This is a genomic window from uncultured Neptuniibacter sp., from assembly GCF_947498015.1.
Classification (GTDB): Bacteria; Pseudomonadota; Gammaproteobacteria; order Pseudomonadales; family Balneatricaceae; genus Neptuniibacter.
This window is the reverse complement of sequence record NZ_CANMIR010000003.1, coordinates 82,739-94,925: the sequence shown is the minus strand read 5'-3', so window position 1 is coordinate 94,925 and position 12,187 is coordinate 82,739. Positions and strand designations below refer to the sequence as shown.

12 protein-coding genes are annotated in these 12,187 nt (G+C 46.5%); 8 read left to right on the top strand and 4 right to left on the bottom strand.

Going from position 1 to position 12,187, the window contains the following annotated elements:
* Nucleotides 1-43 precede the first annotated feature (43 nt).
* The 6 genes from modF (at nucleotide 44) to Q0882_RS04590 (ending at nucleotide 6,054) form a co-directional block, all read left to right on the top strand.
* Nucleotides 44-1,483 (top strand): molybdate ABC transporter ATP-binding protein ModF, encoded by a 1,440-nt coding sequence (modF, locus tag Q0882_RS04615; protein WP_299178570.1) that lies wholly within the window; start codon nucleotides 44-46, stop codon nucleotides 1,481-1,483.
* A 178-nt stretch (nucleotides 1,484-1,661) separates the two neighbouring features.
* On the top strand, nucleotides 1,662-2,162 hold the full coding sequence (locus Q0882_RS04610) for a hypothetical protein (RefSeq protein WP_299178568.1): 501 nt from the start codon (nucleotides 1,662-1,664) through the stop codon (nucleotides 2,160-2,162).
* A 20-nt stretch (nucleotides 2,163-2,182) separates the two neighbouring features.
* On the top strand, nucleotides 2,183-4,123 hold the full coding sequence (locus Q0882_RS04605) for a bifunctional diguanylate cyclase/phosphodiesterase (protein WP_299178566.1): 1,941 nt from the start codon (nucleotides 2,183-2,185) through the stop codon (nucleotides 4,121-4,123).
* A gap of 46 nt (nucleotides 4,124-4,169) precedes the next feature.
* Nucleotides 4,170-5,000, top strand: coding sequence for an AraC family transcriptional regulator (locus Q0882_RS04600; RefSeq protein WP_299178564.1), 831 nt, complete (start codon nucleotides 4,170-4,172; stop codon nucleotides 4,998-5,000).
* 68 nt (nucleotides 5,001-5,068) lie between these two features.
* A complete protein-coding gene (locus Q0882_RS04595; RefSeq protein ID WP_299178562.1) occupies nucleotides 5,069-5,752 on the top strand; it encodes an AzlC family ABC transporter permease in 684 nt (227 codons plus the stop codon).
* The gene (locus tag Q0882_RS04590; RefSeq protein ID WP_299178560.1) at nucleotides 5,749-6,054 is read left to right on the top strand and encodes an AzlD domain-containing protein; all 306 of its coding nucleotides are present in this window, start codon (nucleotides 5,749-5,751) and stop codon (nucleotides 6,052-6,054) included. Before Q0882_RS04595 ends, Q0882_RS04590 begins: the two co-directional genes overlap by 4 nt.
* On the opposite strand, the gene Q0882_RS04585 is transcribed toward Q0882_RS04590, so the two are convergent.
* Nucleotides 6,047-6,976 (bottom strand): D-hexose-6-phosphate mutarotase, encoded by a 930-nt coding sequence (locus Q0882_RS04585; protein ID WP_299178558.1) that lies wholly within the window; start codon nucleotides 6,974-6,976, stop codon nucleotides 6,047-6,049. The genes Q0882_RS04590 and Q0882_RS04585 overlap by 8 nt on opposite strands.
* A 127-nt stretch (nucleotides 6,977-7,103) precedes the next feature.
* On the opposite strand from Q0882_RS04585, the gene Q0882_RS04580 reads away from it, so the two are divergent.
* Nucleotides 7,104-8,111: an MsnO8 family LLM class oxidoreductase gene (locus Q0882_RS04580; protein ID WP_299178556.1), complete on the top strand. Its 1,008-nt coding sequence runs from the start codon at nucleotides 7,104-7,106 to the stop codon at nucleotides 8,109-8,111.
* A 67-nt stretch (nucleotides 8,112-8,178) separates the two neighbouring features.
* Nucleotides 8,179-8,757 carry a DNA-J related domain-containing protein gene (locus Q0882_RS04575; protein WP_299178554.1) on the top strand — a complete coding sequence of 193 codons (579 nt, stop codon included), beginning with the start codon at nucleotides 8,179-8,181 and terminating at the stop codon, nucleotides 8,755-8,757.
* 11 nt (nucleotides 8,758-8,768) lie between these two features.
* Here the strand turns inward: Q0882_RS04575 and Q0882_RS04570 are convergent, their stop codons facing one another.
* The 3 genes from Q0882_RS04570 to Q0882_RS04560 all read right to left on the bottom strand — a co-directional run bounded on the left by Q0882_RS04570 (nucleotide 8,769) and on the right by Q0882_RS04560 (nucleotide 12,187).
* Nucleotides 8,769-9,998: a DEAD/DEAH box helicase gene (locus Q0882_RS04570; RefSeq protein ID WP_299178552.1), complete on the bottom strand. Its 1,230-nt coding sequence runs from the start codon at nucleotides 9,996-9,998 to the stop codon at nucleotides 8,769-8,771.
* A gap of 2 nt (nucleotides 9,999-10,000) precedes the next feature.
* Nucleotides 10,001-11,098 carry a site-2 protease family protein gene (locus Q0882_RS04565; RefSeq protein ID WP_299178550.1) on the bottom strand — a complete coding sequence of 366 codons (1,098 nt, stop codon included), beginning with the start codon at nucleotides 11,096-11,098 and terminating at the stop codon, nucleotides 10,001-10,003.
* Nucleotides 11,099-11,677: 579 nt separating this feature from the next.
* Entirely contained in the window at nucleotides 11,678-12,187 is a 510-nt protein-coding gene (locus Q0882_RS04560) for a GNAT family N-acetyltransferase (RefSeq protein WP_299178548.1), read from the bottom strand.

Here is a 12,187-nt window from a genome sequence, read left to right as displayed (position 1 = left end):
GTTTTTTTTTACTCTTTATCAACCTTTCTGCTTTGGCATCAGCATGAACAAAATCGTTATCGAAAATTACACCGCAGAGTTTGGTGAATCTTTTACTCTAGATCAGGTTAACTGGACCATAGGGCCAAACCAGCATTGGGTCGTCACCGGTACAAATGGCTCAGGTAAGTCTGCACTTGCAGCAATTCTTGCAGGTGCGGGTGATTACGTCAGTGGCTCGATTTCAGGACTTCCTGAACGGGTAGAGCTGGTTTCTTTTGAAGCTCAGGCCGAATTGATCGACCGTGAACTAAAAAAAGACGATGCCGATATCATGGATGTTATCTCCGAAGGTACGCTTGTTAGGGAGATTCTTGAAGAGGGCAAGTCTGATAATCCAGATTTTGATGCCGCACTGCTTGAAGAACTGATTGGCAAATTCAAATTAGAAACGATGTTAGCACGCAGTTTTCGCAAACTGTCTACCGGCGAAACTCGTAAGATTATGCTGATCCGTGCTCTGGTTAACAGACCCGGACTGGTCATTCTGGATGAGCCGTTTGATGGCCTCGATGTTGAATCGATGGCGATGCTCAATGACCTGCTTCAGAGCCAGATTGACACCGTACCAATGGTTTTGGTGCTTAACCGCTTCGATGAAATGCCTGAGTTTATTACACATGTCGCCTATATGGATAAAGGCCGACTCCATCACAGCGTTGATATAAACGACAAACAAGCATACGACGACCTTTATCAGTTACTGCACCTGAAAACTACCGACCTGGAAGTACCTGAAACAGACGACACTGATCGCCCTCCTGCTCTGAATCCGGAAGACCCATTGGTGCGCCTACAGAATATTCGTGTTGCTTATGGCGACAATACTGTTGTTGATGGCCTTAACTGGACGATCAAGCCAGGACAACATTGGCAACTGAGTGGGCCTAACGGCAGCGGTAAAACCTGCCTGCTTAATCTGATCACCGGCGACCACCCTCAATGCTATGTGAACGATATCTTTGTCTTTGGTATGCAACGTGGGAACGGTGAAACAATCTGGCAGATCAAACAGTATATCGGCTATGTATCTACCGCCCTTCAGTGGGAATATCGCGTCAGTATCAGCTTACGTAATGTCATTATCTCTGGCTTCCATGACAGTATCGGTATGTACAGTAAGAGCACTGATAAACAGAAACAGGTCGCAGATCAATGGTTAGAGCTTCTGGGCATGAAAGACCGAGCGGATCAGCCTTATAATCAACTGTCGTTTGGTGATCAGCGGTTGCTATTGATTGCCCGTGCGATGGTGAAACACCCGACGCTGCTCATTCTTGATGAACCCTGCCTTGGACTGGACGACATTAACCGGCAGCTTGTTCTGGCCTTAATTGAGAAGATCTGCGCCAGTGGTGAAACCACCGTACTCTATGTGAACCACCATGCTGAAGATCAGATCAGTGGCATCCATGAATTTAAACAGTTGACAAAAGCTACGTAAAAAAACTTCCCAACTAAATTCACCCGCTGCTCATTTTGATTTGTAGCGGGTGAGCACCCTTTCTCAATTTACCGCTGTTTAACAAACAATTAGCCCTCACTTACTGTACTTTTATCTGTTCTCCGCTTAAATTTTATTGTGAAATGAATATTCATCTAACAATAGGCCGTGTCTATATATGTTCAAGCTCATAGCCGCACTTCTCCTGTTGATCTCTACTGCTGCTAATTCAGTTGAGACGACACAGCCTGAATCTGAAGGTAAGGTTATTTTAACGGTTACCGGAAAGATCTTGCATGGTAACTATGGGAATAGTGCTCGCTTCAACCTGGAGCAATTACAATCCCTGAAAAGTCAGACACTCAAGCTACAAACAAGGTGGTCCGATCGTATTCACGAATATCATGGTCCCCTGCTGTCTGCCGTTCTTGAACATGTTGGCGCTACAGGTAACACTCTGCGTCTTACGGCTCTTAATGATTATACAATCGATATCGAGAGAGCCTATATTGAGAAATACCAGCCAATTTTGGCCTGGCGTGACGATAACCAAATCATGAGTGTCAGAAATAAGGGACCACTCTGGTTGATACTTCCACTTGATAAGTATCCAGAGCTTAATACAGAGGAGAATACCGGGAAGATGATCTGGCAACTGACTCATATTGAAATTTTCTGATGCTTGATAACCGGTTTTTATTGAGTATTCTCAGATTCAAAGAACTATGGCTTACCCCTGTAGTTCTCATATTCTTTATCAGCGCTATCTTTAGTCTGGTCCAGCTCCGTCAATCCATAACTATCTTAGATAATCGCTATGGCACCAGCGTTTGGTCACTGTTCCAACTAAAAACTGAGCTGCATCGGTTTAACGATACACTCACAATCTATAGATCAGACAACACAGCATACCGGGAAGTTACTGCCCGCTACGATATCCTCTGGAGCCGTTTCCCTGTGCTTTTGAAGGGCATCGATGCCAATCAACTGGTCAAAATAGAAGGTGCACTACCGTCAATTCAATCGGCCTTTGATCAGATCAAAGCGTTAGAGCCATCCATATTTACCCAGCTCCAGCATACCCCCTCTATCTCCAGTGACCTTCAACAGAAACTTGAACCCCATATCAGGACCATTGAGAAACTGGCTCTCGATAACTACCACTTTAATAACGATTTCTATAATCGTGGTGATCGCAGGGTATCGGAGCTTCAACAGCAGTTAATCTGGCTGATGGTTGGCCTTATCATGAGTGGTACTCTCCTGTTGATATTGATCATCCGCGAAAACAGAATCAATCGCTTCCAGGCAGAGCATGACAGTTTGACCGGCATACCCAATCGCGCCTTTTTTCGTCGCGAGTTAACCAGGCGCTGTGAAGGAGATGAGCCTTTTGCTCTTCATCTTATCGATCTCAATGGTTTCAAAGACGTGAATGACACCTTAGGCCATCACACCGGTGACCTACTCCTAAAATCGGTCTCTGACAGGCTAACTAACTGCTTAGATCAGACTCATGATTGTTTGACCTGTCGTCTCGGTGGAGATGAATTTGCGATTTTGCAACCTCACGTCAATGACACTCATGAACTTGATCACATTGCCGCAGAAATTATTCAATTATTGGAAGAGGATTTTCGTGTTGAGGAGCACCAGTGCCTGATTGGAGCAAGCATTGGCAGCGTTCAATTTCCAAATCACGGTGATAATGCCAGCTCGCTCTTAACCCGCGCAGATATTGCGATGTACAAAGCTAAGGAATCAGCGCCTTTCTCCCGTCATCAGATATTTGATTTCATCATGGATGAACAGATTAACAGACGGCAAATTCTGCAGATGGATCTGAGAGAAGCCATAGAGCACCACAAACTCCATCTCGCATATCAGCCGATCATCGATCTGAAGAATGGTCGACCGGTCTATCTGGAGGCCCTTTTACGCTGGGAGCATCCTATCTATGGATTCGTTTCTCCGCTCGAGATCATCGAGGTCGCTGAACAACATGGAATTGCCAACACTTTGGGTTATTGGATCATCTGTGAGGCCTGTCGACAGATCAGAGAATGGTCTGATAATTCAATGAAACCTTTACCCGTAGCAGTGAACATCTCTCCCTCTATGCATCGCCCTGAACTGGGATCTCTGATCAACCAAGCGCTTGAGGAACATAATTTACCCCACGGATTGATATGGATAGAAGTAACTGAAGATACTACGATGCAGATGATTCAAGAGACGCAGCGCACCCTCCCCTTGCTGAAAAAATCGGGAATTCATATCGCACTGGACGATTTCGGTACGGGCTTGTCCTCTCTCAGTCATCTTCAGCAACTCCCTGTGCAAACACTTAAAATCGACCGAAGCTTTATTAAGAAAATTACCCAAAATCAGGTGAGCTGGGCTCTGGTCAAAAACATGATCACTATCGGCCATGACCTCGGAATGCACGTTGTGGCTGAAGGAATCGAGCACAGGGAAGAAGCGGAGTTACTCACTGAACATAACTGCGATATGGGACAAGGTTATCTTTTTAGCAAACCCTTAACGCCGGAAGATATAATTTCGTTTTGTAATTCAGCTAAGGATTTCAATTATCTGCATAGTGCAGCCATTAATTACACTGCGCTAGGTGACCGATAACAATTTTGTACAAAACCAATCTCTGATTAACGTTTACAATAGGTGCATGAAGAACGAACAGGAAATTGCGCGCTACAGAACTGTCGATGAACTTGGAGGGCTTGAAACCCTAAGCGCATCCTATCATCGACAAAACTTCTCTCGTCATACTCATGAAGGCTACACAGTGGGTATCATAGAGCAAGGTGCGCAGCGGTTTCTGAGAAACGGATCAAATCATGTTGCTCCTCAAGACAGCATTATTCTTGTCAATCATGACGAGGTACATGATGGGCATTCTGCTTCAGAAGGTGGCTGGACCTACCAGGCCATCTACCCACTACCTGAGCAGCTACAACAAGTCCGACATGAAGCGGGCCTAAGTGACACGGGCTCTATCTATTTTAGTGACCCTGTTATCCATGACCCCGAACTGGCACAACTATTACGGCTCACCTTTGATCAACTGCATCAATCTGACAACCGATTACTGCGGGAAACACTCCTGTATAGCGCTTTATTAAAACTGATGCAGAGGCATGGCAGGGAACATCGGGAGATAAGAGAGCCGATCAACTCAAAGTCGAATCTCGCACTTGTTCACTCATTTCTTCGTGAGCACCCTGCCGCTGATATCTCACTTGATGACCTTGCAGTGCTGTCAGGGCTCAGTACCTACCATCTGATTAAACAATTCAAGCGTATTTATGGGTTACCTCCTCATGCTTTCCAGATACAAGCCCGTATCAGACTAGCTAAAAATCTTTTGCAACAGGGATGCAGTTTACTCGAAGCAGCTCTTAATGCGGGTTTCCATGATCAAAGCCATTTCAACCGTCACTTCAAAAGAGCCTTGGGAATAACGCCTGGGCAGTTTCTACAGCAGTTGAGAAAGTAACAACTTCGTACAAGACCAACTATCCCATTCGCTGTAATCTGCGTCCTATCTAATATGGATTCTTTTCAATGAGATCGATAAAAAAAGAGCTAATACGTGGAACAATCGACATGATTCCACTGATCGTTGCAGTCATCCCATGGGGTGTACTGGTCGGCGCCTATGGTGTGGAATCCGGTCTGGGCGCATTTAAAACCCAGATGCTTTCATTAACTGTTTTTGCCGGCACATCCCAACTGGTTGCCATTGGGATGATTCAGGCGGGTGCCGGATTTATCAGTATTCTGGTGACTACGCTCCTCATTACCAGTCGCCATGTTTTATACAGTCTGGCCTTAAGGGATAAGATCAAGGTCCTCCCCTTACATTGGCGAACCGCACTTGGATTTTTATTGACTGATGAGCTGTTCGTTAACACCCAGCGCGAAGACCAGCCCTTTAACCGCTGGTATGCACTAGGTGCGGGTCTCAGCTTTTATATTGCCTGGAATCTATCAACACTGATCGGCATTATCGCAGGTAGCGCTATACCCGATCTAACACAGATCGGACTTGATTTTGCAGTCGTCGCGACGTTTATTGCGATCCTTGTTCCGATGGTTAAAAGCAGCTCAATCCTGACCTGTGTTATCGTTTCTACCGCTGTCTCTGTATTCTGTGCAACCCAGAATATGCAATCGGGTCTGCTTCTGGCGATCGCGGCTGGAATGTTGGCTGGATATACAACCTATACCGCTCGGAGGCTAAAATGAACTTTTGGCTCCTCATTACAGGGATGGCAGTGGCAGTATTTATCAGTCGATATCTTTTTCTTGAACCCAGACTTCCGCTTAAGCTGAATGATAAGGCGTTGCGAATACTCAGTTATTCCGCGCCTGCCGTACTAGCTGCCGTGATTGGGCCATTAGTCTTTACAACGGAGGGGCAACTGAATACCGACCCTGCAAATCCCTACCTGCTGGGAGCAGTTCTGGCAGTGATATTGATGAAATTCACAGGTAACACTCTTCTCACTGCAATCATCAGTATGGTGGTCTTTATGTTAATCAGATAACGCTGAGGGTCAGCGCCATTTTATGCCGTTCATTCGGCGCCAGTGTTACGAGATTATCCAGTACCGACGCAGTTTCAAGACAGATCATCCGCAGATAGGCCTGATCAGGAAAGTGGGTGAGTGTTTTAGCTTTATTCGTCCACGGATTCCAGACCACCATATCCGGCGCATTCTCAGCCTGTAAGCAGATTGAGCGTGAGAACCGCCTATCGTTCAGAACCACTTCAATGGGAAGATTACGGTATACCCTGTCTACCTCAGCATTCACGGATAACGGTCGGTCACTACTGAAGGATCTCCACTCCTGTAATGTATCAAGATATTGAACCCCCTCGAGCCCGGTAACTGTTACAGAATCAACATGACTGATATTGAAATAACTATGCAGGGCGGAAGTAAATTTAAACGTCTGATCACCGCAGTTTTTAACTTCAAAACACAACCTTAATTCGGTGCCAACCGTAATAATCATTTTGAGATTAGCGGGATAAGGCCACCCGGAATCACCCTCAACATTCAACGACAAGATCAAACGGGTCGTTTCACTGTCCACCAATTCGATTGATTCCAACTGCCATTCACGATTTCGGACAAAGCCATGGGCTGGGTAAGTCCCCTCATCAAGCTGTTGCTGTAGAGCCTCAGGGTTACGCTCAAACTGTCCGAACCAGGGCCAGCATACCGGAATACCACCCCGCAAAGCGGTACCTGCCTGATATTCACAACTCTCGCTTAACCATAGTACTGGCCGCTCACCAACCCGTTGATACTCAGCCAGTTGAGCTCCCTGAAGAAAGACCGTGGCACTGGCTGCTTCATTTTTAACCGCGATAGCGATCAACTGCTTATGGAGTTCAACAGTGACCCCCTTTAAGGAGCCAAATTTTGAATACAACGATTGGATCTTTTCGGCCAGACTCATAATTTATCCAAATAACAACAGTTCTAAAGCACATTCTACGCGTTGTTATGATCCCTGATAAAGCCTTGAACCATTGTATTTGAGCAACTATTTAATTAACATATTAATCATATTAGAGGAGCACTGAATGTCTATTAAGTTGTCTGTTGTTGATCAATCCCCTGTACATGGCTCACACCCGGCTATAGATGCACCACGCTTAACGGTAGAGCTGGCAAAAGCGTGTGACGATCTTGGTTTTTATCGTTACTGGGTTGCTGAACATCATGACAGTATGCATTTTGCAAATCCCTGCCCTGAAATTCTTGTCTCCGCTATTGCCAGTGTGACTCAAAACATCCGTGTTGGTAGCGGAGGCGTTATGCTCTCGCACTACAGCCCCCTTAAAGTTGCTGAATCGTTCAAGATGATGGCTACGCTATTCCCAGATAGGATTGATCTGGGTGTGGGTCGTGCCCCTGGGGGGACCGGTCTTACATCGCATGCACTCGCATTTCCACATCAACCTCATCATGGTGACCTGTATGGTCATCAAGCACAGGAGTTGAAGGGGTTTATTGAAGGCAGTCTACCCACGGATAACCCGTTCCATGAGATCAAAGTCCTACCCGACAGCTCCCCACAACCGGAATTGTGGATGCTCGGATCCAGCGGCGGTAGTGCTGGTCTTGCAGGGCATCTGGGGTACAACATAGCTCTCGCCCGTTTTATCGATCCTGATAATTGCCACCCATCTATTTTCAGTGAGTTCCATGATGAGTGGAAACGCGCTGGTCATACTCATACCGCAAATAAGATGTTGGCGATCGCGTGTATCTGTGCTGAAACAGAGGAGGAAGCAAAGCTCCGTGCAGGAACAGCAGTTTATCGTAAACTCGCTGCACAACTCGGCAGACGAGAAGCCTTTCTTACACCGTCGGAAGTTCAGGATAGATACCGTGAACTTCCTGTCTCTTATCAGGCTGAATATGATCACATTCTGAACGGCTACACGGTAGGATCCGCCGACCAATGCTGGAGTGAGATTGAGCAACTGTCCGACGTGTTCGGTTGTGACGAGATAGGGACAGTGACGGTTACACACAGTTATGAGGAGCGCCTGGACAGCTACCAGCGGCTGGCTGAAGCGCTTTAACGCTGGCGAGAGAGGAATTTAAATCTTATGCTGGGCTATCTTTCACCCGTAAAGTAGCCCGCACTCTATGCACAGTAACCCTTTCCTTAGATCTATCAACCAGACTCTTCGTAATCAGACTGGTCCTATCACCGAGTATGATCTGCTTAGATCACTCAAACTAAACTCTGCAGATATGGGTGAGGACGCGCCTTGCGGAAGTGACCTTGCTCTCTTCCGGCAGCATTTTCTGATCATGAATGCCCTGTACACCCTGCGCCCTCAATTTCTGAAGGAGGGACTTTATCTCTCTATCTCAGCCCTGGCTATAGAACTAACGCCTGTTACAGCCCCCCACAACAATTTGTCAGATGCACCCGGCGAAGCCGAATTAACTCATTATTATCTTAACTGGGAAGGTTTTTCAGAGAGCAGTCATGAATCTGTCACAGCACTCCTTAATAGCTTCTGGCAACGCTATCATAGCTTCGAGAAGCGGGATTCGGCACTCGAAACATTGGGGCTTTCAACTCACTGCTCAGGCGATGAGATCAGAAAGGCTTTCAGAACGCTTGCCGCCAGGTATCACCCGGACAGGGGCGGCGATTCTGAACGTTGTATCCAGATACGAGAGGCGTATGAATGCCTCACCTGCATCTACGAATAGACAGACTCCGGCTATTTTAATGCACGTTTTTTTGCTCGCTTTTTTTGTGCTGATCGACTGTTTTTACGCCCTAAATTGATCTCTCGGGTTAGATCAGGCTCAAAACCCGTTAGCCACTGTTGTGGCAAACGATCATCAAGCAATATTTCGATCTCCTCCAACAGATGGTTCTCCTCCTCTATCAGTAATGTAACCGCTTCACCTGACTCTCCTGCCCTACCCGTCCTGCCGATACGGTGAATGTAATCTTCAGCCTTAAAGGGGATCTCAAGGTTAATTACGGCACTGAGACTTCCTATATCAATCCCTCGCGCAGCAACGTCTGTCGCCACCAGCACCTGTAACTCTCCCTGTCGGAATTGATTCAGTACTTGATCACGCTGTAACTGAGAGCGATCAGCATGGATCGCCTCTGACTGAATACCCGAGAGCTGTAGATATTGAGCCAGTTTATCTGCCCCCTCTTTAGTGCGGCTGAAAACCATTACCTGTTTCCAGTGACGCTTTTTAATCAGGTAACTGACTATTTCAAAACGTCTCTCTGGATCACAGTTATATACAATCTGAGCTACGTTTTCAGAAGCGCTGTTTCGTTGGTCAACCTCAATCAATTTAGGTTTATTGAGTAGGTTTTTACTGAACTTATAGATCTGATCATTCAGAGTCGCTGAAAATAACATCACCTGCCGTGGCTGTTGCTCGCGCTTTGGCAACTTGCTTATGACCGTTTTAACCTCATCTCGAAACCCCATATCCAGCATACGATCGGCTTCATCAAAGATCAGAAACTGAAGTGACCTGAGATTCACCACTCTTTTCTTATGTAGATCCAACAGACGACCTGGCGTTGCCACCAACAGATCAACACCCTTTTTAATCTGTTCGACCTGTGGCCCGATACCAACGCCGCCATATACGACGGCTGATCTTACCCCGGCAGATTTCCCATAACGCTTAATACTACTGTTGACCTGTTGCGCTAATTCACGGGTTGGAGTCAGTATCAGGGCTTTAATGATTTTTTGCTTTTCTGGAGATTCTGCAGAGACAGCCATCTTCTGGATGACAGGCAGGATAAATGCTGCTGTTTTGCCTGTTCCTGTTTTGGCGCCCGCAAGGATATCTTCACCATCAAGTATGGCTGGAATTGCAGCCGCCTGAATAGGCGTTGGTTCCAGATAACCGTTTGCATCAAGTACTGTTACAATTGAGGGGTTCAACCCCAGCTCACTAAAGTTCATTATCAGCTGCCCAAAATCTTTAATGGCAAAGCAAGTGCGCTGTTCTCACCCTGTCCAAGAAACCAGATGACCCAACTTAAGCCGCCCACAGTAGAAAAGTACCAGAGAGAGGATACCACCTGACCATATCGATCCAGAGGTAACAGGTCACTATAGTGTCGGCGCTTCCACTCAAAGAGAATCTCAATACTTCCAATCGCTAGCAGAAAGCCTAACAGCGCCAGACCAAAGTGATAACTTAGTGCGACACCTGCAATGGCACCCAGAATACAGATAATCAAGCCAAAGAGGGAGTTAACGGAAAACGCGATACTTTTAAGAACGTGTCCACCATCCAGTGGCAGTACCGGCAGCATATTGAAGAGATTCAATAATGCGTTAAAGGCAGCCAGGCCTGCAAATAGCTCAATCTCTGTGAGCCAGTAAATTCCCATAAACACCAGTGAAAGCAGGAGCCCGAATAACGGTCCCATGATAGAGATATATACATCCTGCCAGCGTGTATTGATGCGATCATCCGACAGTGCAAGCCCCCCAACAAACGGAATCAGGTAGATCCCTTTAGTTGCCAGCCCAAAACGTTTCATCGCCCGAATATGTCCATACTCATGGAAGACCAGACAGAGAATTAAGGCGATCGCAAACTCAATAGAAAAAAGCCAGCTGTATGCCGCCAGACTGCCTGCGGCAAAGAGAACCTTGATCACCTTCGCACTTTTGAACAACTTGAGTGCAAGTGACCCTAAACCAATTATGCTGATCTTGGTTGGCTGCTTTACCCGATGTACAACTTCCTGTGCCTCAATATCTTTTTCATCTGAAGCACCTTCAGTAATCAGTAGTTCATCAGCCTCCAGCCGATAATTCAGGCCAAATGGCTGCCAGTTGAGCTCAAGTGTTAAGCAGCACACAATCTCTTTCAACTCACCTGCAGCGGTCCTCGCCTCAAGCGTAAATCGGTGCACAAACGTCTCACCAGCATCAGCACTTGCGTTAATCTGAGAGACTAGCTGATTATCCCAATACAGAGCCTGCCATCCCGCCATAGACGCTTCCAGCCTTAACTCTTTGCCAAGACATTCAACTTTTAATAACTGCACGGTTTTATCGCCTTCAAAACACTAAAGGCGCGCATTATAACGGATCAGCATCGTCTTCAGGGGAATTAAGCGAAGGAAATAGGAAAGGAAAACAACCAAGCATCACTGCTCACACTCCACCAGCTAACTGCAATATTCGGAGGGCTATTGGGCAGATCCATGAAAGCAGATCTGCTATGACGCTTTGAGGAATTAACGGAGGGCCGTTCAGCCAGGTAACTTACCTTTATGCAGACACTTTGGGGGATCGGGCTGATCACGTTATAAAAAAAATTGCCGCCATTTTAAACAGCAGTTTTAAATATCTGTTCTATACTTCAGATTCCAGCGAAAAATGTAAGACTTTTCGTGCCGTTAGCGATGTTATTAAGAGTAACCGTTCCCCTATCGGCACATTTTTCGCCGGATACTTTCGGCCCTAACAACCTCCTTTACCCCCACTCATTCAATTTTCACTGACAGCATTGATCTTCACGCCGCTAAAGCCATCTCAATCTGATATTTCAACGAAATGGTGCCTGTAACTTTGGATATTCCTGTTTAAGCCCGTCTAAGGGTCAATATGAGATCACTGACCCATTAAGGGTGCCGGTAGATACACCAGACTGCACCACGAAAAGGAACCTCTTTCTCAAGTTGACACCCTACCGCTTCAGCCAGCTGCCTCGACGCATGGTTATCAGAATGAATAAAGCTGATCAATGAGATATCAGGGAGATACTGTTTTGCCATCGTCTGTACTGCCCGCGCGCCCTCACTGGCAAATCCTTGTCCCCAGTACGCCGGCGCTAAAGCCCATTTAATCTCAGGTTCTGGCCAATCATTTGGGTACCATAATCCCGTAATGCCAATAACCGTATCACTCTCTTTCTCGACCATTGCATAGGGACCGAAGCCACGAAGGTACCAGTGCCCGACCATACTGCTCATGGCTCTCCAGCTTTCACCCTCTGTCAGCACTCGCCCCATGGTAAAGGTGGTAGCCAACTCATTTCCATAATAGGCATAGAGTGCTTCACAATCCGGCTCTTTAAACTGCCTCAGCAAAAGACGTTCAGTTTCACAGGTGGTCGGGACTTTGAATTCCAT